Source organism: Bifidobacterium sp. RTP21102st3_E2_RTP21102_210122 (assembly GCF_040916945.1).
Taxonomy (GTDB): domain Bacteria; phylum Actinomycetota; class Actinomycetes; order Actinomycetales; family Bifidobacteriaceae; genus Bifidobacterium; species Bifidobacterium longum.
This window is the reverse complement of sequence record NZ_JBCPAN010000003.1, coordinates 196,342-219,595: the sequence shown is the minus strand read 5'-3', so window position 1 is coordinate 219,595 and position 23,254 is coordinate 196,342. Positions and strand designations below refer to the sequence as shown.

19 protein-coding genes and 2 tRNA genes are annotated in these 23,254 nt (G+C 60.2%); 6 read left to right on the top strand and 15 right to left on the bottom strand.

The features are described 5' to 3' along the window. Window positions 1-10 precede the first annotated feature (10 nt). On the bottom strand, window positions 11-1,135 hold the full coding sequence (locus tag AB5287_RS04760) for a GuaB3 family IMP dehydrogenase-related protein (RefSeq protein WP_007052748.1): 1,125 nt from the start codon (window positions 1,133-1,135) through the stop codon (window positions 11-13). A 127-nt stretch (window positions 1,136-1,262) separates the two neighbouring features. Between AB5287_RS04760 and AB5287_RS04755 the strand changes: the two genes are divergently transcribed. Together AB5287_RS04755 and AB5287_RS04750 are read left to right on the top strand one after the other, a co-directional pair. Continuing rightward, window positions 1,263-2,483 carry an NADP-dependent isocitrate dehydrogenase gene (locus tag AB5287_RS04755; RefSeq protein WP_008783318.1) on the top strand — a complete coding sequence of 407 codons (1,221 nt, stop codon included), beginning with the start codon at window positions 1,263-1,265 and terminating at the stop codon, window positions 2,481-2,483. A gap of 248 nt (window positions 2,484-2,731) precedes the next feature. After that, window positions 2,732-4,363: a substrate-binding domain-containing protein gene (locus tag AB5287_RS04750; protein WP_011068096.1), complete on the top strand. Its 1,632-nt coding sequence runs from the start codon at window positions 2,732-2,734 to the stop codon at window positions 4,361-4,363. 77 nt (window positions 4,364-4,440) lie between these two features. Here the strand turns inward: AB5287_RS04750 and AB5287_RS04745 are convergent, their stop codons facing one another. Beyond that, the gene (locus AB5287_RS04745) at window positions 4,441-5,130 is read right to left on the bottom strand and encodes a M23 family metallopeptidase (protein ID WP_007054320.1); all 690 of its coding nucleotides are present in this window, start codon (window positions 5,128-5,130) and stop codon (window positions 4,441-4,443) included. A gap of 508 nt (window positions 5,131-5,638) precedes the next feature. Between AB5287_RS04745 and AB5287_RS04740 the strand changes: the two genes are divergently transcribed. After that, window positions 5,639-5,711 (top strand) — tRNA-Asn (locus AB5287_RS04740). A gap of 43 nt (window positions 5,712-5,754) precedes the next feature. Beyond that, window positions 5,755-5,830: transfer RNA gene (locus AB5287_RS04735), tRNA-Asn, on the top strand. Window positions 5,831-6,020: 190 nt separating this feature from the next. Here the strand turns inward: AB5287_RS04735 and tsaD are convergent. From tsaD to AB5287_RS04675, 12 genes are all read right to left on the bottom strand, one after another. Next, window positions 6,021-7,064: a tRNA (adenosine(37)-N6)-threonylcarbamoyltransferase complex transferase subunit TsaD gene (tsaD, locus tag AB5287_RS04730; protein ID WP_013410820.1), complete on the bottom strand. Its 1,044-nt coding sequence runs from the start codon at window positions 7,062-7,064 to the stop codon at window positions 6,021-6,023. Continuing rightward, window positions 7,061-7,615, bottom strand: coding sequence for a ribosomal protein S18-alanine N-acetyltransferase (rimI, locus tag AB5287_RS04725; protein ID WP_012471827.1), 555 nt, complete (start codon window positions 7,613-7,615; stop codon window positions 7,061-7,063). Before rimI ends, tsaD begins: the two co-directional genes overlap by 4 nt. A gap of 15 nt (window positions 7,616-7,630) precedes the next feature. Beyond that, window positions 7,631-8,512 (bottom strand): tRNA (adenosine(37)-N6)-threonylcarbamoyltransferase complex dimerization subunit type 1 TsaB, encoded by an 882-nt coding sequence (gene tsaB / locus AB5287_RS04720; RefSeq protein WP_010080741.1) that lies wholly within the window; start codon window positions 8,510-8,512, stop codon window positions 7,631-7,633. A gap of 61 nt (window positions 8,513-8,573) precedes the next feature. Continuing rightward, on the bottom strand, window positions 8,574-9,140 hold the full coding sequence (gene tsaE, locus AB5287_RS04715) for a tRNA (adenosine(37)-N6)-threonylcarbamoyltransferase complex ATPase subunit type 1 TsaE (protein WP_007052688.1): 567 nt from the start codon (window positions 9,138-9,140) through the stop codon (window positions 8,574-8,576). Between the two features lie 20 nt (window positions 9,141-9,160). Further along, entirely contained in the window at window positions 9,161-10,132 is a 972-nt protein-coding gene (gene holA / locus AB5287_RS04710) for a DNA polymerase III subunit delta (RefSeq protein WP_007057620.1), read from the bottom strand. A gap of 66 nt (window positions 10,133-10,198) precedes the next feature. Next, the gene (locus AB5287_RS04705) at window positions 10,199-11,545 is read right to left on the bottom strand and encodes an amidohydrolase family protein (protein WP_131215601.1); all 1,347 of its coding nucleotides are present in this window, start codon (window positions 11,543-11,545) and stop codon (window positions 10,199-10,201) included. 139 nt (window positions 11,546-11,684) lie between these two features. Then, on the bottom strand, window positions 11,685-13,439 hold the full coding sequence (locus tag AB5287_RS04700) for a ComEC/Rec2 family competence protein (protein ID WP_013410814.1): 1,755 nt from the start codon (window positions 13,437-13,439) through the stop codon (window positions 11,685-11,687). Beyond that, on the bottom strand, window positions 13,436-13,933 hold the full coding sequence (locus AB5287_RS04695; RefSeq protein ID WP_007054369.1) for a helix-hairpin-helix domain-containing protein: 498 nt from the start codon (window positions 13,931-13,933) through the stop codon (window positions 13,436-13,438). The genes AB5287_RS04700 and AB5287_RS04695 overlap by 4 nt, the downstream gene beginning before the upstream one ends. A gap of 442 nt (window positions 13,934-14,375) precedes the next feature. After that, a complete protein-coding gene (gene leuS / locus AB5287_RS04690; RefSeq protein ID WP_010080746.1) occupies window positions 14,376-17,339 on the bottom strand; it encodes a leucine--tRNA ligase in 2,964 nt (987 codons plus the stop codon). A gap of 42 nt (window positions 17,340-17,381) precedes the next feature. After that, complete coding sequence (locus AB5287_RS04685) at window positions 17,382-18,227, bottom strand: glutamate ABC transporter substrate-binding protein (RefSeq protein ID WP_007054370.1); 846 nt, start codon at window positions 18,225-18,227, stop codon at window positions 17,382-17,384. A gap of 95 nt (window positions 18,228-18,322) precedes the next feature. After that, window positions 18,323-19,273: a magnesium transporter CorA family protein gene (locus AB5287_RS04680; protein WP_007054371.1), complete on the bottom strand. Its 951-nt coding sequence runs from the start codon at window positions 19,271-19,273 to the stop codon at window positions 18,323-18,325. Between the two features lie 114 nt (window positions 19,274-19,387). After that, window positions 19,388-20,233: a histidine phosphatase family protein gene (locus tag AB5287_RS04675; protein WP_007052680.1), complete on the bottom strand. Its 846-nt coding sequence runs from the start codon at window positions 20,231-20,233 to the stop codon at window positions 19,388-19,390. 68 nt (window positions 20,234-20,301) lie between these two features. On the opposite strand from AB5287_RS04675, the gene AB5287_RS04670 reads away from it, so the two are divergent. Then, window positions 20,302-21,597 (top strand): DNA methyltransferase, encoded by a 1,296-nt coding sequence (locus AB5287_RS04670; protein ID WP_007054373.1) that lies wholly within the window; start codon window positions 20,302-20,304, stop codon window positions 21,595-21,597. A gap of 27 nt (window positions 21,598-21,624) precedes the next feature. On the opposite strand, the gene AB5287_RS04665 is transcribed toward AB5287_RS04670, so the two are convergent. After that, window positions 21,625-22,029 (bottom strand): pyridoxamine 5'-phosphate oxidase family protein, encoded by a 405-nt coding sequence (locus AB5287_RS04665; protein WP_007052678.1) that lies wholly within the window; start codon window positions 22,027-22,029, stop codon window positions 21,625-21,627. A gap of 278 nt (window positions 22,030-22,307) precedes the next feature. On the opposite strand from AB5287_RS04665, the gene AB5287_RS04660 reads away from it, so the two are divergent. After that, complete coding sequence (locus AB5287_RS04660; RefSeq protein ID WP_007052677.1) at window positions 22,308-23,243, top strand: DMT family transporter; 936 nt, start codon at window positions 22,308-22,310, stop codon at window positions 23,241-23,243. Window positions 23,244-23,254: the final 11 nt, after the last annotated feature.

Here is a 23,254-nt window from a genome sequence, read left to right as displayed (position 1 = left end):
GCAATCGGGATTATCGTGCGGAATACGGGTTGACCACCATGCCGCAACGCTGGAAGTTCTTCACGTCGACGTAGCCGGTGGAGGCCATCGCGCGCTTGAGGGCGCCGATGAAGTTGGTCTTGCCGTCCGCCTGGTGGCTCGGTCCGAACAGCACCTGTTCGAGCGGGCCGACCGTGCCGACCGTGGTGCGGTAGCCACGCGGCAGCGTCTGGTGGCGGGCTTCAGAACCCCAGTGGGTGCCCTTGCCGGGGGCCTCGGTGGCGCGGGCCAGCGGCGCGCCGAGCATGACCGCGTCGGCGCCGAGGGCCAGGGCCTTGACGAAGCTGCCGGAGTCGCCCATGCCGCCGTCGGCGATGACCTGCACGTAGCGGCCGCCGGATTCGTCCATGTAGTCGCGGCGGGCCTCGGCCACGTCGGCGATGGCGGTGGCCATCGGGGCCTGCACGCCGATGGTCTGGCGGGTGGCGGAGACCGCGCCGCCGCCGAAGCCGACGAGCACGCCGGCCGCGCCGGTGCGCATCAGGTGCAGGGCAGCGGTGTAGTTGGATGCGCCGCCGACGATGACAGGCACGTCAAGGTCGTAGATGAACTTCTTGAGGTTCAGCGGTTCCTGGCCGGAGGAGACGTGCTCGGCGGAGACCACAGTGCCGCGGATCACGAACAGGTCCACGCCCGCGTCCACCACGGTGGAGTAGAACTGCTGGGTGCGCTGCGGGGAGAGCGCGCCGGCCACGGTGACACCGGCGGCGCGAATCTCGTGCAGACGTTGCGTGATGAGCTCCGGCTTGACCGGCTCGGCATAGATCTGCTGGATACGCTCGGTGGCCTGATCGGCCGGCAGTCCGGCGATTTCGTCCAACAGCGGGGTCGGATCCTCGTAACGGGTCCACAGACCTTCCAGATCGAGCACGCCGAGCGCACCCATCTTGCCCATGGCGATGGCGGTGGCCGGGCTGGTCACCGAATCCATGGGGGCGCCGATCACCGGCACATCGAACTCATAGGCGTCGATCTGCCAAGAGGTGGAGACGTCCTCGGGGTCGCGGGTGCGACGGGAGGGGACGATTGCCACATCGTCGAGTGCGTAGCCGAGACGGCCTTTTTTGCCCAAACCGATTTCAATTTCCTGAGACATGGTTTCCAGCCTATTGCCCGGGTGGGACGCCAACAAGGCCGTTTCCCACGGACCGGACGATTGCTTCAAGTCGTTACAAACATGCGCTATGACTAAATCATCTTCACACCATCTATCAGGAGGAAGCATGGCCAAAATCAAGGTCGAAGGCACTGTCGTCGAACTCGACGGCGACGAGATGACCCGCGTGATCTGGAAGGACATCAAGGATCGTCTGATCCTGCCGTACCTCGACGTGAACCTCGACTACTACGATCTGGGCATCGAGCACCGCGACGAGACCGATGACCAGGTGACCATCGACGCCGCCCACGCCATCCAGAAGCACCATGTCGGTGTCAAGTGCGCCACCATCACCCCCGATGAGGCCCGAGTCAAGGAATTCGGTCTCAAGAAGATGTGGAAGTCCCCCAACGGCACCATCCGCAACATCCTGGGCGGCACGATCTTCCGCGAGCCGATTGTGATGAGCAACGTGCCTCGTCTGGTGCCCGGCTGGACCAAGCCGATCGTCGTAGCCCGTCACGCATTCGGCGACCAGTACAAGGCCACCGATTTCAAGGTTCCGGGAGCCGGCCAGCTGACCGTCACCTTCACTCCGGACGATGGCTCCGAGCCGATTCAGCACGTGGTCTACAACTACGGCGAAGACGGCGGCGTGGCCCAGGTGCAGTACAACGTCAACGATTCGATCCGCGGTTTCGCTCGCGCCTGCTTCAACTACGGCCTGATGCGTCATTACCCGGTGTACTTGTCCACCAAGAACACGATTTTGAAGGCCTACGACGGCCAGTTCAAGGACATCTTTGCCGAGGTGTTCGAGACCGAATACAAGGACAGGTACGCCGAGGCCGGCCTGACTTACGAGCACCGCCTGATCGACGACATGGTGGCCAGCTCCCTGAAGTGGCACGGCGGTTACATCTGGGCCTGCAAGAACTACGATGGCGATGTGCAGTCCGACTCCGTGGCCCAGGGCTTCGGTTCGCTGGGCCTCATGACCTCCGTGCTCATGACCCCGGACGGCCAGACCGTCGAGGCCGAAGCGGCGCACGGCACCGTGACCCGTCACTACCGCCGCTGGCAGAAGGGCGAGAAGACCTCCACCAACCCAATCGCATCCATCTTCGCGTGGACCGGCGGCCTTAAGCACCGCGCCGATCTGGACGGCACGCCCGAAGTCCGTCACTTCGCCAAGACGCTGGAGAAGGTCATCGTCGACACCGTTGAAGGCGGTCAGATGACCAAGGATCTGGCCATGCTCATCGGCCCGGACGAACCGTGGCTCGACACCGACGGCTTCATGAACGCGCTGGACGAGAACCTGGCCAAGGCTCTGGCCGAGTAAATCATCGAACACATCGTGCGGACCTACATGGGTCATGTCATGTCGCAAACTGTCATGATTGTCGTGCTTCATCTGGAATGTTCCTCAGCACGATAATCATGACAGTTGTTCGATGCACGCACGTAATACCTCTAATTGTTCCCGGATATGTGGCGATTTGTCCACTGGTCCGGGACTTTTTCGTATACGGCCTACTAGAATCGTGATTCAGCTTGTTTTCACGCCCGCTTGAGGAGGTTTCGCCGCTTATGGTGTTCGCACGCCGCTCAACCACCCTGCTCGCCGCCATTATCGCATCCTGCGCGATGGTGCTGTCACTGACCGCGTGCACCTCAGACAATAAGACCGTTGTAGATGGTCAAACCACGGTGACGTCCAATTCTGCCGGCGGCGTGGCCGTGTTCACACCTTCGGACGGCATTACGCTGAACCAGCAGACGCCACTGAACAAATGGGCGAAGCTGGTGCCTGACCTAGCCAAGGCTCTGGCCGACGCCGGTTTCAAGAAAGGCGATATCGATCATACGACGTCCGACTCGTTGGCCAAGCAAAGCCGCGCCATCCAAGACTTTGTGGTCGATCATCTTTCGAATAACACCACGGACGATTCCGGCATTGCCATCGCGCCCGACAACATGACATTGCTCGTGGCTCCAGTAGTCGAGGCCGACGCTTCCACTCGCCAATACGGCGATTACATCAGCCAGAACCTGAGCACCAACGATGCCACGGATGGGGAAGCTACTTCTGACGGTGAATCTTCCGAAGACGACTCGTCCAAAGACGATTCGTCCAACACTGAGAGCGACAGCACTGCATCGGACGAGCAGGCGCAGGCCGTGGACCGGCTGGTCTCATCGCTCAAGCTGGCCAAGGAATCCGGCATGCATGTGGTATTGCTCGGCAACAGTATCGAGGGATATAAGCCGGACGCCTTCGTCAAGTTCTCGGACGCCCAGACCATCGGCAAGCTACAGGCGGAAAAGATGGTGTCCAAACTCAAGTTGGATAAGGCCAGTAAAGACAACCCCAAATACATTGAGGTGCTGCTGCCATACACCGCCGTGGACGAAAAAGGCAACGCCAACGATTCCACGTTCGCCCAAGAGGCGTTCCGTGGTATCTGGCAGGTACTGGGCTCCTACTATCAGAAGGGCGTTGTGGAAAGCCCTTCAGGCACCTTGGACGGCAAATCCACGGAAAACGATTGGCAAGCCGTGGCCTACGATGCCGCTAAGGAAGGCTCCACTGCGAAAGTGCTTGACAAGCGTCTGGCAAAAACCGACGGACAGTCCACACTCACCCGTATTGACGGCATCATCACGATGAACGACTACATCGCCTCCGAGGTCGTCAAGGAATTGGACGATCTGGGATACACCGGCTCTGCCGCCGATATCAATCCGCAGATCACCATCTCGGGCATTGTCGGCAATATCACCGGCAAGAAGGATCTCAGCCGCGACGCCGTGCCGGACCCGATCAAATCCCCTGAAAACGACAACGCAAACGACTCATCCAGTTCCGATGACGATGCGGACGAGGACACCTCCGCTTCCGACAAGGACCGTGACTCGCAGTGGCCTCTAGTAACCGGATACGGCGCGTATGTCTCGAACATCCCATCCATCGTCAATGGCAAGCAATGGATGACCGGCATGGAAGACAGACAGACCATCGCCACGGATATCGCTCAGGCCTGCGCCAAGCTCAACAAGGACGAAGCGCTGAATTCCATGCCTTCAATCAGGAACTCCGAGGTAGGCGGCGTGAAGAAGATCCCGACCATCAGCGAACCGTTGCTGGCTGTCAGCGCCAGCAATCTCAAGTCCGCGCTGATCGACCCCGGATATATTTCCTTGGCCGATGCCGGTCTGTGATTCATACTCGTCACGCCGCTAGCCGCCTGCGATGTCTCTTCCGTACGGCCCTGTTCCGGCCGACAATCACCGTTAAATCATGACGGTTTCAGTACGATTTTTCGACTCCCCGCATATTGCTGTGGATCAAGATAATCGGCCGTTCCTCGCTTGAGGCCCCAATGCAGGCAACGGTCTTCGCAATGGTCCGAGCTGCCTTCAACGATGCCTACGGGCTGTCTGCGGGAGATCGTATCCCCCACTGAGAGCTCGGTAACGGCCGGTTCGAATGTCGACGTGACACCTCCACGATGCCGTACACTCACCACATCTTTGCCAGCTACTTTGCCAGCAAAACTCACGGTCCCTGCCTGTGGTGACAGAATTACGGTACCTTGCTCCGCAACAAGATCCACTCCACGATGACCTGGTGCCCACGGGTTGATCGGCCGCTCGAACTGTTGTTCGACCTGTGGATCGTCGACCGGCCAGTCGAATCGGGATTCGCACTGATTGCCATTGCGCCACGCCAAATCAGACATATCGGTGAAATCCTCCACCGTGTATGCCGCATCTCCGGTCACCGCAGTATCCGCATGCGCAACATGCTGAGGCGTGGATGCCAGCCCTACTCCCAAGGCAAGCAGCAGGCCGATAACGGCGGCCAACGCGATTATGGCATCCATACGCCGTTGCCGTTCCTGAGCCCGCTGACGCGCCTGCTGACGCCGCCGGCTGGCACGTCGGGCTTCGTCGCGACGCCAATCAAACAACAGTGGTGCATTCATGAGATTCCTCCCCATAGTGTGAGTGTGATGTGATTCCGGCTTCTTTGCCGGTGATACCCACCTTGAGGGGTCCGAAACAGGATGTCCAGCCAAAACGACCTATGTGGTTCTAGCTTCCGAAGTTATCCACAATGAAATTTCGCGTGACAGTATCGCCGCATCGTCATGTTGTTCGACCTTCAGCCGCGGCCGATCCATGTCACAACCGCTGCCATGCAGTGACAGCGGAACATCAGAACTCTTGTGATTGTTCCCACTGGGTTCGCATACTCAGACGGTTGTTCCGTTTCACCGATTCCAGTATTTGCCAAGCAGACACCAGCTCCTCTACCGTTAGTCGCTAGTGTATATCCGTGTTCGGTTTTTGGCTGTATGAGATAGTATTCGATGAGTCCGATTCTGCGGAATTCAGCGCGACATGCCCTACACGCATGTAATTTGCTTTTTCGTGGCAGGCATGTAAGATATGTGACTTGTGCGCGAGAGAAATCTCAAACACAGCAGACATTCCTGCGTAGCTCAGTTGGCAGAGCATCCGACTGTTAATCGGACGGTCACTGGTTCAAGCCCAGTCGCAGGAGCTCACCTGAACGGGTAACTCCGGTCGGGATGAAAATTGAATATTCCTGCGTAGCTCAGTTGGCAGAGCATCCGACTGTTAATCGGACGGTCACTGGTTCAAGCCCAGTCGCAGGAGCCATCGAAAGCCTCGGTTCTCCGAGGCTTTTTTATTTTCATCGTATTGGTGGCCAGACACGACACCCCATCATCAACCGGGAAATCCATGGCGAAGACCTCACCACTACTCACATCAGGCAGACAGGTCACTGTCAATTCACCGATGAGAGGCACGGTATTCCCAGTATCAGTTTGGGAATACCGCGCAAATCTTACATCGAGACCTTGGTCAGGGGCATGGCGGAGTCAATCGGGAAGTCGGGGGCGCTGGGGGCCACGCCGGCTTCGACCAGGTTCACGCCGAGCATGGCGACCATGGCACCGTTGTCGGTGCAGAGCTTGATTTGCGGGATACGGACGTCGACGCCGTAGTTCTCGCCGAATTCGAGCAGTTTGGCGCGCAGCTGCGAGTTGGCGGAGAAGCCGCCGCCCACGATCAGCGTGTTGGAATCGTACTGCCGGCAGCCGCGCATGGCCTTACGGGCCAGCACGGTGGCCACGGAATCGGCCAGGGATGCGCACACGTCGTCCACCGGAATCTCATGGCCGGCGGCCTGCTCGCTTTCCACCCAACGGGCCACGGCGGTCTTGACACCGGAGAAACTGAAATCATACGGGTGCGCGGCACCGGCCTTGCCTTGGGTCAGACCCATCGGCACCTTGATGGCGTGCGGGTCGCCGTTCTGACCATGGCGGTCGATGTGCGGGCCGCCCGGATACGGGAAGCCGAGCAGGCGGGCGACCTTGTCGAAGCACTCCCCCGCCGCGTCATCCAGCGTGGTACCAACCACGTCGATTTTGCGCGGCATGTCTTCCACGTGCAGCAGCGAGGTGTGGCCGCCGGAGACGATCAGCGCCAGCGTGTCCTTGGGGAACGGGCCGAACTGCAGCTGAGTGACGGCGATGTGCCCGATCACATGGTTGATGCCGTAGATCGGCTTGTTCGCAGCCCAGGCCAGCGCCTTGGCGCCGGACACGCCCACGGCCAGGCAACCGGCCAGTCCGGGACCGGCGGACACGGCGATGGCGTCCACATCCGCCAACGTCATGTTCGCGTCGGCGAGCGCCTTGGACACGCATGGCACGAAGGCCTCGGCGTGCGCACGGGAGGCGATTTCGGGGATCACGCCGCCGTATCGCGCGTGTTCCTCCATGGATGAGGCCACGACGTTGGAGAGCAGTTCGCGGCCGCGTACGATGGCGGCTGCGGTTTCGTCGCAGGTGGATTCAATACCCAGTACAACCGGTTCGCTCATCGTGCTTCTCCGTTCTTCTCCGTTTGCTTGCTGGTGATGTCTTCAATGTCCGCCGATGCCGTCTGCGGGGCGGCAAAGCCCACGACCCTCGGCTTCAGGTCCAAGCTCATGGTGTATGCGTCGATGCCTTCGGGCTGGTAGTAGCGTTTGCGCAATCCCATGCGTTCGAATCCGAACCGCTGATATAGGGCCAGCGCAGGGTCGTTATCCACACGCACTTCGAGCAGCATGCGCGAGGCGCCCTGACGTTTCGCCTCGTCGACCAGTGCCTGAAGCAACGCAGCGGCGATGCCTTGCCGCTGGTATGCCTTGCCCACGCCGATGGTCATGAGCTCGGCGTCCTCGCCGTCATACCAGAAGCCGGCGTAGCCGCGGACAACCGCCTGTTCCGCCTCCCCCAGCACATCCAGCAGATACGTGCGGGCCGGTGCGTCCAGTTCCTCTCGCACCATGTTCGCATTCCATGCGCCGCGGCCGAACAGTTCGCCTTCCAACTGTGCAATGGAACGAACCGCAAGATCACGACTTACGGCAGTGATATCAACAATCATCGGACACAACCCGCCTCACGCTTTATCGGCACCGGCATGGCCGAGCACGTGCTTCAGCGGGTTCGGCACTTCGGCGTCCGGCCGGCGCAGGTACAACGGTTCGATCGGCACGACCTGGTCGCCGCGCAGTTCGCAGCTCAACGCGGTGGTCGCAAAGACGGCGAGCCCGGCTTTCCCGGCATCCAATACCGATCCGTCCACCACGGAGCCCAGCGCACGCAGTCCCTGCCAGACGGACGCGTATTTGGCCGCGCCGTGGCCGGCCACATCCACCACATAGCTGACGCCGTCGCGTTCGCCGTGTTCCGCGAGCGCCGCGTTCACCCGTTCGACGATATGCTCCGGGTAGTCGATATCCATCTCGATCCAGCGTCGTTCGGCGGCGTCCTCGTCCGGCAGGCTGATGCTGCCGTGGTTGAGCGAGAAGTACAGCTGCTTGCGGCGCGCATCGTTGACGCACAGCGTGACGTGGCGGTCGAGTTCGTGTTCCTTGGCCTCGGCGTCCGGGACGTCACCATCCGATTGGCGCGAACTCAAGCGCGGCACGTCGGCCAGGAAATCGATGCCGTCGAACATGGCGCTGTCACCCAGCACGAAGCTCATCATCTCGCCTTGCGGGTCGAGTACGTTCTGTCCGACGAGCTTGGCCCCGGTGGCGAAGGCCAACGCCTTGGCGGCCACGATGCCGGCGCGCAGGCCGGTGAATGGCGCCGGGCCGATGCCCACGACGATCTCCTCGATATCGGCAGGAGTCAGGCCGGCCTCCTCGACCGCGCGCGCGATATTGACCTGCAGTTTCTCCACATGGGTGCGCGAATCGGTCTCTACAATGGGCTCGCGCCCCACAATGCCGACCGTCGAGCCGAATGAGGTGTCAATCACCAACGTGCAACCCATGAATCCTCCTAGTCGTAAAGCCTCTAGAGAGTGTACATCGAGGAGTCTATGGGCGCATGGCTTATTGCAGGTCGAACGCGGCCCATCGCTTGCCGACTGGGACGAATGCGACGGTACGAGTGCCGTTGCTGGTGAGTTCGCCGTCTGATCCAGCGGATGCGACATCGGAGGAATCGAGAGGTCGATCGATATGGATTTCAAGTCGTTCTGGTGCCAAGGCGGTGGCCATTTGTTCGCCCCACTCCATAAGCACCACCGTGTTCTCGCCGGGGTCTTCAAGTTCTTCGTCCAATCCCAGCGATTCCAGCTCGTCCAACAAACGCCCGATGGCGTCCTGCCCCGGCGCATAGGCTGAGCCGCCCAGACGGTAGGCATCCACATGCACCAGATGAGCCGGAGTGCCGTCGGCGAAATGCCCGTCAAGTTCGCGGGCAATGGTGAATGTAGGAGACACGATGGGTTCGGTAATGTCCAGCCCCGCGCCGAAGCCCTGGGCGAATGTGGTTTTGCCGGCACCAAGAGGGCCTGAGAGCAGCAATACATCGCCGCCGTGTACCATTCCGGCCACGCGGCGGCCGAGCTCCTGCATGGCCTCGCTGGTGGGAGCCGCAATAGTGTGTTCGCTCATAAATACCCCTTTATCGACTTTTACCGACCTTTATGACTGATGTCTTCAATGCAGCGTTCCAGCGCATATACCGGGTCGCCGCCGTTCGTTTTGCTTTGCTCATCCGCCCAGGCGAGCATACGGATGCAATGCGCGAGTCCTGCCGAAGTCCAGCCGCCAAGTTGGCGCATCGCATTCTTCAGCACCCACGGATTGGTTTTCGCTTCGGCCTGTGAAATCGTGCCGGCCCGGACCGCCGAGGCTTTGGCAATGGTACGGAGCTTCATGGCCAACGCGCCGATCAGCGCGATGGGATCGGTCCCTTGTTCCACAGCTGCACGCATCATGACGATGGCTTCTGCGGTTTTGCCTTCCACGGCCTTGTCTGCCACGGCAAAACCGGTGACCTGCGGATTGGCGGTCAAATACTGGTTGACACGGTCGAGCCCCATCGGATTATCGTCAAAGTCGAAACACAATTGCTCGCACATGGCGGCGAGTTCGCCGGTTTTGCCGCCGAGCACGGATACCAGCTGCTGCGCGGCCATCGGTTCGACTCTACGACCGCGTTTCTCGAATTCTCCGAGTACGAAATTGAGTTGGGCATCCGGTTTCTTCAAATCCGGCACGTCCTCTTTGCGAGCGCCGGCTTTCACCAGTTGGTCGATGATCTTGCGCCCTTTGACGCCGCCCTCGTGCTGGCAGATCACCACGCTGGAGCCGTTCGGATCCTTGGCGGCCTGCTTGGTGTACGTCACCAGAGCTTCGGCGAGCTTTTCGTCGGCATTCTGCAGGTTGACGAGTTTGACCACGGCAACGTCGGAAAGCAACGATGGGCTGACGGCTTCATCGAAGGCATATTGGTCGGCCGATGTGGCGTCGAGCTCGATGAGTTCGGCGTCGGGTCGCGCCTTCAACGCTTGTGCGCACAGTGCCTTGGTGCGCGCGTCGTTCAAATACGAGTCGCCTCCGGGCACCACGGTTACCGGTACGTTCGCTGCTGTTTTCGCCATGCCCCCATCTCGCCACACAGGTTGGACAATGACCTGCCGGCATAACGGCCCGGCAGCACTCCGCGATTAGGCGTATGCCTCATCCAACAGGGCGTCGATATCCGCGAAACGCTTGGGAGCGGGACGCCATACCGGGTGACCGGCCGCGATGACCAGTGCCGGGTGTTCCAACGCGCGCAGGTCGTCCAGCGGATTGGCATTCAGCACAAGCAAATCAGCGGATTTGCCGACTTCCAAAGAACCGGTCTCGGCATCGACGCCGAGAATGGAGGCGTTGACGGCAGTGACTGCGTGCAGGGCCTCAGCCGGGCTGAAACCGGCGTATGCGACCAGCAGCTCCAGCTCACGCCATGTGGCGTACTGCGGCACGAATGTCATGCCTGTATCGGTGCCGACGCCTATCATCAATCCGGCCTCGTGCGCTTGACGGGCACCTGAAACCATGCCGCCGACCACATTCTTGGAATTCTCCAATTGGATGTCGGTGATGCCGGTCGCGTCCTGTCCAAGCAAGGTCAATGGCAGGCCGGCGGACAGTGTCGGAATCAATGCCGAGTATCCGCGCAACGCATTCGGATTGTGCCGGAACATGCCGATCAATTCGTCGTCGAGCACGCTGCCGTGTTCGATGGTATCGACGCCGGCCAGCAGCGAACGCCGCACGCCTTCCGGGCTTTGCGCGTGCGCGCCGACAATAACACCGTACTGATGCGCCTCATCGCAAATCGCCCGCATCTGTTCCACGCTCATCTGCGGGCTGCCGGCCTCGCCGATTTCCTGTGCATCGGTTACGCCGCCGGTCGCGGCGATTTTGATGGCGTTGACGCCAGCCTTGAGATTCTGCGCGACTGCGGTACGCGCCTCTTCCGGGGTGCCGCTGGTCAGTGCGATAAGCGGGGCGCCATGGCCTTCGGGAATCGCCATCAGCGGTCCGGACGCCAAGATACGCGGTCCGAGGATTTGGCCTGCATCAATCTGATCGCGTAATGTCACGACTTCATATCCCACGTCGCCAAGCGTGCGGATCGTCGTAACGCCGGACTCCAGCAATGTTGTGGCGTTGTGTTTTACGGTTGCGGCCATGTACGGCTTGCCCAATGGCGAATGCGCGAATGTGGCGACCATACGTTGGCCTTTGGGCGTCGCCAGCTTCGGATTGAGCGGCTTGCCTTGGGAGAACAGATGGGTATGCGCATTGATCAGCCCCGGCATCACGATTTTGCCGGTGCCGTCAAGATAGTGGTATTCGGCTGGGATACTGGTTTCGATGCTGGGTGCAACCTGTTCGATACGTCCGTCGGCTCCGACCACGATCGTCATGTTACGCAGTATGGTTCCGGCTTTATCTCCGGTGACGATGGTGGCGTGGGCCAATGCAAATGGTTCGACTATCGGATTATGAGACAACATCATCGCCGGCACTCCTTCATGCAGCTGGTTGAACTGGTCTCAACTGTATCGCAGTTTTACCGGCTGATGGTTTATGCCGCGCGGCCTATCGCATAGGTTCGGCTGGCTATTGCGATGGTTGCTGCACCGAATACCGCATTGGCTATTCGGCTTGCCGCCGCGTAAAGAGACGTCTCGTCTCCTCGCACCAGAGACTGAGGCGGACATGCCAAGCGGAACCGAAGCGCACGCCAGGCATTCCGGCCTCATAACGACGGACATGCTGGAGGCAACGGCTGACGAACACCAGTAGCATGCCGATACCGATTTCCACCGCCACAATCAGCACGGCACCCGTAACGCCATCTTTCCATGGGATGACGGCCATCGTGCTGCCACCCAGCCACAACGCCACCCGTTCCATCACCAGCGTGCCCCATGACGATATCCACGCGAATACGCCGGCCAGCCATGGCTCGCACCATGCGCAGGCCAATGCCATCAATCCCGCCATCGTGGCCAATCCCACAAACGGCGACACCAACAGGTTCGCCGGCACGGACAGCAACGGCAACTCCGGTTCCATCAACACCTGAATCGGCAGGGTGAACAACTGCGCGGCCACGGTCATCGCCATCATTTCGGCGATGCCGTGCGGCATCGCTCGCTCAAAGGCACCGGCCAGCCGCCCCGCAAACAGCACGATACCCAGTACGGCGGCCGAAGACAAGGCGAATCCGTAGCTGGCCGACATATCCGGATTCACCGCCAATACACCGATTACCGTCCAGCACAGGGCGCTCAACGCTTGCGTACGCCGCCCCATCGCATACGTCAACGCACCTATCAATCCCATGATGAACGCGCGGGTGACCGAATCACTGGGGAACATCGCCAATGCCAGCAGCACATATACTCCAGAGACCAGCAACGCCGTCAGCCGCCGATCAAGCAGCATCCACATGCATAACCGGCGCACCAATCCCGCCACCAGTACAAAGTGGCCGCCGGATACGGCCATGAGGTGCATGATGCCGGACTGGCGGAACTGATTCTCCAACGTTTGCGCATACGTGCTGTTGACCGGCATCGGACCGGTCTCGCCGCCGATATAATCCTGGCCAAGCACACCCATCGTCAATCCCGGCACCAACACACGCCCCTGATCGGACAATTGTTCGGTCACGGTGAAAAACGCCTCCTGCACATGCGCAATCGCGGCGAGATGCCACGGCGGAGCCCGCACCTGTGCTACCGGCTGTTTTCCTTCCAAGAGCAGCCATAGTGGTATGCGTCCATATCGCGCTTGCTGCAATACGCCTGTCAGCAGATAGACCGCGCCTCGACGCAACTGCCCACAATACGATTCGTCGGCGTATACACGCACAGCGACCGTGGAACGTACATCCGTACCATCCACAGTGATGCCGCTCAGCCGTATGTCCGTCTGACAATCGTATGTGCGTTGGTCCGAAGCGATCACGGGCGTCGTCACCGTGGCCATGACTTCGTGGTATGAACTGGATTGGCGAGCTTGTGCGGAGGCAGGATCATGCCAGGCAATGGTGTCCGACGCGATTGCCGTCATACTGCCGATGCACGCCACCGCAACGCATACGGTCAATGTTCCCGTCCACCGGATCCGCAGGCGGAAAGACACCACAATCATCGCCGCCACGGCAGCACATGACGCCACTGTTATAGGCAATATTCGTGTGACAGGCCATTCCATGCCGATTATGGTGACGTCAATGCCAGCTCCGGCATCAGCCTTTGCCTGACCGGTGCCGAGTCCATCAGACATCCTCCATGCGAATAATGCGTGCGCTCCCAGACTCGCCGCCCACATCACTATGGCGATCGGCAGCATCCTCCAATCGCGGCTCCCCTGCTCGCGCAGTATCCAATCCCTGCTCATCCGACCGTCACCTGCCCTCGCATGGTCTCCAACGTCTTGGAGCCGATGCCTTTGACATCCAGCAGCTGATCGACTGATGTATACCCGCCAATCGCCGTGCGATGATCAATGATCCGCTGAGCGGTAACCGGCCCAATACCTTTGATGGATTGCAATTCCTCAGCGGTAGCCGTGTTGAGGTTGATAAGACCATGCGTGGAAGCGCCGGCATCGCTGCCGTCCGTCTGCATGTGCGGAGATTGCGTGGTATCCGATTCGGGGTTCGCTGTGGCATCGGAATGCTCCGACTGCTGCGGATCCGTGCGTTTCTCGTCCGTGGTGTTCTGCGATGGCATCGTCTGATCTCCAGCGGAGCCGCCCGTGGTCTGCATGGCGGTCGGTTGAGACAGCATGGCCATATTCATCGACTGTTGGACCAGCAATGCCAAGCTGATGCCAAGGGCGACGATCAGCAGCAATATCACGGCCAAGGCATGCCCAATGGTGAACGACAATCGCGGCTGATCCCGGGTGAGTCTGGCTGATTCGCCGACGGCATCGGCGGAACGTACGCCAATCAGATCCGATAACGCACGTTTGTCACGGGTCGCCTGCCGCAGGCCGCTCTGCGCCCTTTGGGGCGGGTGGCCAGCCGGACGGATCCGTGCATGGCCAGGAGGCGGCGGAGGCGTCGTGGGCCGTTCCACTCGCGGTTGGGGCATGGCTGCGCTCTGCCTGCTGAATGCGCGCAAACGGTTGGCGGCATGGTCTGCGCGATGGTTATGAGAAACGCCCATGCATCCACGCTGATGGATTCATGGGCGTTTGTCCAGCTGAAACGGGGTATGTGGTTCTAGCTTATGAAGTTATCCACAATTGAGGTGGGCGGTTGACGCTCCCCTCAGTCTCGCTACGCGAGCCAGCTCCCCTCAAAGAGGGGAGCTGGCTCGCAACAAGTCACTCCGCGGGAACGATGGAGACGATCTTCGGGGCCTTGACGATCACCTTGCGCGGCTCCTTGCCGCCAAGACGGTCGGCGACGGCGGCCAGCGCCTGCTTCTCGAGATCGGCCGGATCGATGTCGACCGGCACTTCGAGCTTGGCGCGCACCTTGCCCTTGATCTGCACCACGGCGGTCACGGTGTCGTGGCCCACGTAGCGTTCGTCGGCCACCGGCCACGGCTCGGCGGACAGGGATTCGGCGTGACCGAGCTTGCTCCACATCTCCTCGCAGATGTGCGGGGCAATCGGCGCGAGCATCAGGATCAGCGGCTCCACGGCGGCACGCGGCACAGCCTTCAGACCGGTCAAGTGGTTGTTGAGCACGATGAGCTTGGCGATGGCGGTGTTCGGGCGCATGCCTTCCATTTCCGCGGTCACTTCGGCAATCGTGTTGTTGAGCAGCTTCAGGGTCTTTTCGTCCGGCGTGTCCTCAGTCACATGGGCCTGGCCGGTGGTCTCATCGACCACATTGCGCCACAGACGCTGCAGGAAGCGCATGCCACCGACCACGTTGCGGGTGTTCCACGGGCGAGACTCGTCCAGCGGGCCCATGCTCATTTCGTACAGGCGGAAGGTGTCGGCACCGTAGTTCTCGTACATGTAGTCCGGGGTCACGATGTTCTTGAGGGACTTGCCCATCTTGCCGAACTCGCGGTTGGCATGTTCGCCGTTCCAGGTGAAGGTCGGCTCGCCGGAGGCGTCGGCCGGGCCTTCCACGACCTCGTCGGCCGGCACGTACTGGCCGCGGTCGTCGGTGTAGGCGTAGGCCTGGATCATGCCCTGGTTGAACAGCTTGTGGAACGGTTCGGCCGAGTCCACGTAGCCGAGGTCGAAGAGCACCTTGTGCCAGAAGCGGGAGTAGAGCAGGTGGAGCACAGCGTGTTCGACGCCGCCGATGTACAGGTCCACACCGCCTTCATCACCCGAGTACTTGTTGTGGTTCGGGCCCATCCAGTAGTCGAACTCGTCCTTCTCCACCATGTGCTTGGTGTCGGTCGGGTCGATGTAACGCATGTAGTACCAGCAGGAGCCGGCCCAGTTCGGCATGGTGTTGGTGTCGCGGTAGTAGGTCTTCTTGCCGTCGCCCAAGTCGAGCTCGACCTTGACCCAGTCCTCGTTGCGGCTCAACGGTGCCTCCGGGTTGGACTCTGCGTCCATCGGATCGAAGGTGCGCGGCTCATAGTCGGGCACGTCGGGCAGGTTGATCGGCAATGCGGAATCCGGCAGCAGGTGCGGGGTGCCGTCTTCGCCGTAGACGATCGGGAAGGGCTCGCCCCAGTAGCGCTGGCGGGAGAACAGCCAGTCGCGCAGACGGTAGCTTACGGTGCCCTTGCCCACGCCGGCGGATTCGAGCCAGGCGTTGACCTTGGCGATGGCGTCGTCCACGCGCAGGCCGTTAAGGCTCAGCGCGTCGCCCTTGGCTTCGGTGGCCTCGACGGAGGAGTTGATCACGATGCCGTCATGGGAGACGAACGGCGCCTTGCCCTCGTAGTTGGCCAAGTCGTCGCCGGAATCCGGCAGAGGCGTGACGGTGTAGATGACAGGCAGACCGAACTTCACGGCAAAGTCGTAATCGCGCTGGTCGCCACCAGGCACGGCCATAATGGCACCGGTGCCGTAGTCCATCAGCACGTAGTCGGCAGTAAACAGCGGGAGCTTCGCGCCGGTGATCGGGTTGGTGGCGTACAGGCCGGTGAACAGACCGGTCTTCTCACCGGCCTCGTTCACGCGGTCCTTGGCGGTCTTGGCTTCGGCGGCCAGACGGTAGGCCTTCACCGCCTCGACCGGGTTGGCATAGCCGCCCTTCCAGTCTTCGGGTACATCGGCCGGCCATTCGGCGGGCACGTTCTCCAGCAGGTGATGTTCCGGGGAAACCACGGCGAACGTGGTGCCGAACAGCGTGTCGGGACGGGTGGTGTAGATTTCCATGTCCTTGTCACCGTCGGCAGTGGCCACGGTGAAGTGCACGGAGGCACCATGGGATTCACCGATCCAGTTGCGCTGCATGAGCTTGACCTTCTCAGGCCAGTTGATGCCGTCAAGATCGGCGATGAGGCGGTGGCCGTACTTGGTGATGCGCATGGACCACTGGCGTAGCTCACGCTGGAAGACCGGGAAGTTGCCACGCTCGGACTTACCTTCGGCGGTGACCTCTTCGTTGGCCAGCACGGTGCCCAGACCCGGGCACCAGTTGACCGGGGACTTGGAGATGTAGGCCAGGCGGAAGTCGTTCAAGATATCCTGCTGCTCGGCGTCAGTGAGGTCGGACCACTGCTTGCCGTCGGACTCGTGGCCCGGAATGGCCTTTTCGCCGGATTCGAACTTGGCCACGAGCTCGGCGATCGGGCGTGCGGAGCCCTTGGAGCCGGACGGGTTGGTGGCGTCCTCGTCGTACCAGGAATCGTAGATGCGCGAGAAGATCCATTGGGTCCAGCGCACGTAGCCGGGGTCGATGGTGGCGAACGTACGACGGTTGTCGAAGCTCAGGCCCATACGGTGCAGCTGGCGGCTCATGTTGGCGATGTTCGCCTCAGTGGTCACGCGCGGGTGCTGGCCGGTCTGGACTGCGTACTGTTCGGCAGGCAGGCCGAAGGCGTCGTAACCCATGGCGTGCAGGACGTTCTCGCCCTTCATGCGGTGGTAGCGGCTCACCACGTCGGAGGCCAGGTAGCCCAGCGGGTGGCCGACGTGCAGGCCCTTGCCGGACGGGTAGGGAAACATGTCCATGGCGAAGTAGGCGGTGCGGCCTTCGGCGTTACGGCCCTTGCCGTCCTTCAAATCGCCGTTGACGTTGGCGGCCCAGAAGGTGCCTTGCTCGTCCCAAATCTTCTGCCACTTGTTTTCGATGTCCTGCGCCAGTGCGGCGTTGTAGCGGAAGTTGGGCTCTTCGGTTTGCGTGCTCTTCTCGTTGTCACTCATAAATCAGCAAGGTAGCCTCGCAACTGGACACGTCGTCAATCGTTATTCAGCATCCGAGACGATGGCTTTGGGGTCGCCGTTCAGCGAAACCGTGAGCTTTGTTTGGCTTGTGAACGTATCCTTGGCGGCCGTCCAGCTGCCATCCTCAACCATGTCTTCCAATGCTTCCGCGATTTTCTGCGCCAATTGGCTGGTGCCTTGACTCACGGCGATGCCATAACCGACCTCGCCCTTGTCCGCAATCACGTCCATATACTGGGGCCCGTTGGCCGCTTGAAGACCGGAAAGCACCGCCATATCGGAGGCTATGGCATCCGCCGACCCTACTTGCACGGCCGTGACGCACTGCGCATAACTGCTGCGCTCCTGAATCCGAGCCTGCGGGTGGTTGCCGCGGAAGATGCCGACTGTCTCGTCACCTTTCACTGCGCACACCGTGCCGTCGCCTACGTCACCCACCGAACCTGCGTCATTGGTGAATCGGCCACGCTCATCCGACCTGACCAGCAAACCGACGCTGGTCGTGAGGTATGGTCCGGCAAAATCAACGATCGCACTGGACCCATCGGTGATAGGCCAAGAGGCGACGACCATGTCGACCTGTCCATTGTCCAGCATGGAGCGCCGGTTTTCGGGGCGAACCTGTTTGAAGACGATCTGCTTGTTCGCATAGCCGAGTTTGGCGGCCACGTATTTGGCGATGGTGATGTCGAAGCCCTGGTATGTGCCGTCATGCCATGCTCCCACCGATGGCTCGTCGGCTGCGACCCCAATGGCGATGGTGGGCCCCTCCGGCGCTCCGGAGACGGTGGTGACTTGAATTTGGCCGCAACCGGCCAGACCGGATAATGGCAATATCACGCCAAAGGCCGCGGCGAATCCTGCCATCAGTCGGGAGCGAAATCCGCGCCGCATCGGACGGCGAGCGCGGAGCATGCTACGGCTGGCGAACGATGACCAGTGGTGCATAACCGTCAAACGCCTTACTTGAACATGCGCGAACGTGTGAGGAACCAGGCAACCGCACCGGAGAGCACCATGGAAATCACGATAATGAGCATGAAACCCCACGGCTTGTCAGTGAACGGCATACCCATCATGCCGCCATCGAAGTTCATGCCGTACATCGAGAAGATCAGGGTCGGGATGGACAGTGTGATGGAGATGATGGTGAAGATGCGCATCACGTTGTTCAGGTTGTTGGACACGATCGAGGCGAAAGCGTCGGTCATGTTCGCAAGAACGCCGCTGTAAATGTTGGCCATCTCGATAGCCTGCTTGTTTTCGGTGATGACGTCGTCGAGCAGGTCCTCGTCGTCCGGGTATTGCTTGATGCGTTGCAGGGTGGTGAGCTTCTCCATCACGATTTCGTTCGATTTCAGCGATGTGGTGAAATACACCAAGGTCTTGCTCAGCTCCATGAGCATCACGATCTCGCGGTTCTGCATGGAGTGGCGCAGCTTCAGTTCAAGCTTGTCGCTTTCGCGGTCGATGATGCGCAGGTAACGCAGGTACATCGTGGCGTTGCGGTACAGGATCTGCAGGATGAAGCGCGAACGCATGAAGGTGTTGAAGCCTCGGATCGTGCCTTCCATGAATGGGTGGAGCACGGGCGTGTCCTGCATGCAGACGGTGATGATGAGGTTTTCGGTGACGATGATCGACAGCGGGATGGTCTCGTACCAGTCGCGTCCGCCACGCTCTTCCACGGTGGGAATGTCGACGATGATCATCGTGTAATCGTCTTCGACGTCTACACGTGAACGTTCCTCGTCATCCAAAGGGGCACGCAGGTCGGCCAGGTCGATGCCGGTTTGCGAGGCGACGGTGGCGAGCTCCACATCAGTGGGTTCGCTCAAACATAACCAGGAGCCGTTTTCCGGTTTCTCGATCTGCTCCACTTGGCCATTGATTGAGCTGAAGATTCTCAGCATGTCGTCTCACCCGCCTTCCGCGCTTTCTTACTGTTCTATCGCTGTACGGTTCCAAACCGAGATTAGTCTAGACCCACCGTTCGAATTTGCGAGCGGGGTTTCGCATAGCGACCATCACCAGACGATTGGCTGCCAACTTGGCATGTGCGGTCCTCGCAGATCGGTCGGCCCGTTCTCCCAGTCGGCGCTGTCGGCGATGGCGGGAGCCTTGTTGTATTCCTCCAACTCCCACAGGGGCTGTTCGATGGGGGTGCCGTTGACGCTGTGGCGCACTTTGAGCCGGCACCAACAGGCGTTGCGCATGCCGCCGAGTGCGTTCATGCCGTCCGGGTCAAGTTCGAGCAGGTTGGAGATGGTGGCGGTAATCCATGAGCCATGGGTGACGAGCATCAGCGTGGTGGGCGTGCTGTCTGAATAGGCGGAGTCGATGACCAGTGCGCGCACGGCATCGGCACCTCGCTGCCCCACGGCGGCACGGCTTTCCACACCATGCTTGGTTTCGCCCCCAGTGTGCTGTTTCCAAGAGGCGTAGTCGTCGGCTGCCACGGCTTTGATTTCGGCGCGGGTCATGCCTTCCCACTCGCCGAAGCTGCGTTCACGCAGTCGTTGGTCACAGGTGACTGGCAATCCCAAAATATCGGCGAAGGCGTGTGCGGTCTGTTGGGCACGGAACAGGTCGGAGGTCATCACCACCATGCGCCGGCCGGCGGCGGGAGCCTCCTCGAACTGGCGCGTATCAGTGCGTTCGGCGGCGTCAGGACCGGGCTGGGCGATGGCTTCGGGATGCTCGGCAAGTCGGTTCACCTTGGCCCAGTAATACCGTGAAGCGAGCGCGAATCCGGTCTGGTCAACCTGCCATTGGCCTACGATGTCGAGCGGCACATCGATCTGGCCTTGCAAGCGATGTTCGAGATTGTATTGCGTACGGCCATGACGCAGCATCATCACTTCATCGATCATCGGTTTTCGCCACCTCGTTCTCTTGCGGTTTGCCATACTCATCTCAGCACAACCCCTAGAATGGCGGCATGGAGATTTCTGAGTCGACTTGGGCGTTCATCGCCAAACACCGCCGTGAAGATGTGCGTGATGTGGCCTTGCACGCCAAGCATGATGGCGACGTGGATGTGCCGTTCGCGCTGGAGCAAATTGCCGGCTGGCAGCGCGCTTCACTCAAGCTACCTGACTGGGCGTCCCATGATGGGCTGATTTTCCCGCCGCAAGTCCCAATGGAACAATGTTCCAGCCAATTCACCGCACAGTACAAGGCTCGGCTGGCACAGCGATTGTTGGCCGAAGAAGCAGTCGACGACGACTCCCCGACATCCCTAGTCGATCTGACCGGCGGTTTCGGCGTCGACTTTTCTTACATGTCCCGAGTGTTCAATCGTGCCATATATGTGGAACAACAATCCATTTTATGTGATATCGCTCGCCATAATTTCCCGATACTCGGCCTTGACCACGCCGAAGTCATCAATGATGATTCAACAGCAGTGCTTGACACGCTTGGCCGAGTCTCCATGATCTTCCTCGATCCGGCCCGCCGTGACGATCATGGCTCGCGTACCTACGCGATTGCCGATTGCATGCCGGATGTGCTGACCCTGAAGGATATGCTGCTGGCCAAGGCACCAACGGTCATGGTCAAGCTCTCCCCCATGCTCGACTGGCATAAGACCGTCGCCGATTTCGCCGGCGCGGTACATGAGGTGCATATCGTCTCCACCGGGAATGAGTGCAAGGAATTGTTGCTGGTGTTGGGGCGCGGCCGTTACGCCTCACCGCTCGTGGTATGTGCTAATGACGAGCAGGTGCTGTCGTACAAGGCCGGCGATAACAGCGACAATCACACCACTATCAGCGATTCTGCCTTGGCTGCACGCAATACTTGCAATACCGAAGATTCCCTGTCTGAGGAAAGCGCGAACGACTTCGATTCCTCGCATTGGAAGTACCTTTACGAGCCCAACGCCTCAATCATGAAGGCCGGATGCTTTGATGTTCTCGAACAGCGCTTCGCCGTGCATCACATCAGCCCGAATAGCCACCTGTTCGTGGCGGCCGAACCTATTGCCGATTTTCCAGGCAGGTCATTCGCCATCGAATCCATCGCCACCATGAACAAGAAAGAACTGAAACAGCTATTGGCCGGCCTCACGCACGCCAACATCGCCGTACGCAATTTCCCCCTAACCGTGGCCCAGCTGCGCAAAAAACTCAAACTCAAGGACGGTGGTAGCACCTACCTCTTCGCCACCACCGACGCCCAAGGCCGTCACCTAGTACTGCGCACTAAAAAGCGAAAAAGTGGCTCCCTCTGACGAGGAAGCCACCAATACGTCAGCTAATCAGTCCTTGGCGATGGTCTTGCCGGCGGTCGGACCGGAGGCAAGGTCCTGGATCTCGGTGACTTCGAGAACCGGAATCACGGCCGGCTTCTTGGTGCCCTTTTCCTCGGCGACCTTGACCTGCTCGTTGTAGATGTCGTCGTCAACGTGCAGCACCACGTTGCCGCGGAAGCGGTAGCCCTGCTTCTTCTCGAGGTTGGCGAAAGCGATGACCAGCGGGGAACCGTTCTTGAGGTTCTCATAGTGCTGGCCGGCGGTGCGCTCGTGGTAGGCGATGTGCGTGTCGTCCAGCACGAACAGGGACATCTTCGGGCCGAGATCCAGTTCGCCGTCCTTGGAGACGGTGGTGATCCAGCCGAGGTTGTTCTTGATGAATTCCTTGATTTCCGGAGTAATGACTGCCATGTCGAATCCTTTCATGATTGATACGGATAACGTATCCTTACTCTTTCCAGAGTACCGGTTTCGAACGCGACTAGCCCGGATGTTCGCTGTGAGGAACCTCACCTTCGCACAGCTTTCATCCGGTTTTTGCCTGCTTGGCGATGCCATGCCCCGGTCGCGCACCAGCCACACACCTGTCACACACCCGACGCCCATCGACCGGTCGATTTTGGCCGGTAGTTCCCGTAATCTGTGAGCCGAGAGAGCCACAAGTTTTCCTAACTGTCCTGAGGTGCACCATGGGTTTGGTCGAACGTTTCAGCAAGCTGCGCAGCCGCTGGTCCCGCAACTTTCCCCCGAATCTCGCCCGACTCATGTTGCTGGGCTGCGCTGCATTATGGGGTGGCAGCTATCTGCTCGCCAAATTCGCCATGGAGGCGATTCCGCCCCAATGGCTGATGGGTCTGCGCATGATCGGCGCCTGCCTGTGCATGCTGGCCTTGTTCCATAAGCACATCGTGCCGTATCTGACGCCGAAAATCATTGTGCCGGCGCTCGTGGTGGGCCTGACCTACTGGGGCACGATGGTCACCCAGACCATCGGCCTGCAGACCATTGAACCGGGCCGCAGCGCGTTCCTGACGGCCGCCTACTGCGTACTCACCCCGTTCGCCACGTGGATTATTTCAAAAAACCGCCCGAAGGCCATCAATCTGGTCGCCGGCGTGATCTGTCTGATCGGCGTCGGCTTCGTCTCGCTGAAGCCGGGCGGTTCGCTGTCGCTGAGTGCCGGCGACTGGCTGACCATCGCCACCGCGGTCATCTTCTCGTTCAATCTGACCTGCCTTGGTGTCTACACCAAACGCTTCGACCCTATCGCCGTCACTTTTGTGCAGTTCGGCGTTGCCGGCGTATTGTTCATCATCGGCGCGTTGTTCACCGAACCCATGCCGAACGCCAGCTGGCTGGCACCCTCAGTAGTGGCCAGCGTGCTCTATCTGTTCCTCGGCGCCACGATGAGTGCCCAGATCATGCAGAACATCGGTCTGGCTCACGTGCCTGCCTCGCAGGCGTCAATCATCATGTGTACGGAAAGTCTGTTCGCTGTCACGTTCTCCGCGCTGTTCTGGGGCGAGACAATCATGTGGAGTTCACTGGTGGGCTTTGCGCTGATCTTCGTCGCCGTGCTGATGTCGGTAATCAAGCCGACCAAACAGTCGCTGCACCGGAACTGACGATTCAGTTT

Bases quoted from the DNA above. Each gene is read 5' to 3' on its own strand.
- AB5287_RS04670 (WP_007054373.1), top strand. From the start codon at position 20,302: ATGGAGATTTCTGAGTCGACTTGGGCGTTCATCGCCAAACACCGCCGT.
- AB5287_RS04755 (WP_008783318.1), top strand. From the start codon at position 1,263: ATGGCCAAAATCAAGGTCGAAGGCACTGTCGTCGAACTCGACGGCGAC.
- AB5287_RS04680 (WP_007054371.1), bottom strand. From the start codon at position 19,273: ATGCTGAGAATCTTCAGCTCAATCAATGGCCAAGTGGAGCAGATCGAG.
- AB5287_RS04700 (WP_013410814.1), bottom strand. From the start codon at position 13,439: ATGAGCAGGGATTGGATACTGCGCGAGCAGGGGAGCCGCGATTGGAGG.
- AB5287_RS04685 (WP_007054370.1), bottom strand. From the start codon at position 18,227: ATGGCAGGATTCGCCGCGGCCTTTGGCGTGATATTGCCATTATCCGGT.
- holA (WP_007057620.1), bottom strand. From the start codon at position 10,132: ATGGCGAAAACAGCAGCGAACGTACCGGTAACCGTGGTGCCCGGAGGC.
- tsaB (WP_010080741.1), bottom strand. From the start codon at position 8,512: ATGGGTTGCACGTTGGTGATTGACACCTCATTCGGCTCGACGGTCGGC.
- tsaD (WP_013410820.1), bottom strand. From the start codon at position 7,064: ATGAGCGAACCGGTTGTACTGGGTATTGAATCCACCTGCGACGAAACC.
- AB5287_RS04660 (WP_007052677.1), top strand. From the start codon at position 22,308: ATGGGTTTGGTCGAACGTTTCAGCAAGCTGCGCAGCCGCTGGTCCCGC.
- AB5287_RS04705 (WP_131215601.1), bottom strand. From the start codon at position 11,545: ATGATGTTGTCTCATAATCCGATAGTCGAACCATTTGCATTGGCCCAC.
- AB5287_RS04745 (WP_007054320.1), bottom strand. From the start codon at position 5,130: ATGAATGCACCACTGTTGTTTGATTGGCGTCGCGACGAAGCCCGACGT.
- AB5287_RS04760 (WP_007052748.1), bottom strand. From the start codon at position 1,135: ATGTCTCAGGAAATTGAAATCGGTTTGGGCAAAAAAGGCCGTCTCGGC.
- AB5287_RS04750 (WP_011068096.1), top strand. From the start codon at position 2,732: ATGGTGTTCGCACGCCGCTCAACCACCCTGCTCGCCGCCATTATCGCA.
- AB5287_RS04675 (WP_007052680.1), bottom strand. From the start codon at position 20,233: ATGATCGATGAAGTGATGATGCTGCGTCATGGCCGTACGCAATACAAT.
- tsaE (WP_007052688.1), bottom strand. From the start codon at position 9,140: ATGAGCGAACACACTATTGCGGCTCCCACCAGCGAGGCCATGCAGGAG.
- rimI (WP_012471827.1), bottom strand. From the start codon at position 7,615: ATGATTGTTGATATCACTGCCGTAAGTCGTGATCTTGCGGTTCGTTCC.
- AB5287_RS04665 (WP_007052678.1), bottom strand. From the start codon at position 22,029: ATGGCAGTCATTACTCCGGAAATCAAGGAATTCATCAAGAACAACCTC.
- leuS (WP_010080746.1), bottom strand. From the start codon at position 17,339: ATGAGTGACAACGAGAAGAGCACGCAAACCGAAGAGCCCAACTTCCGC.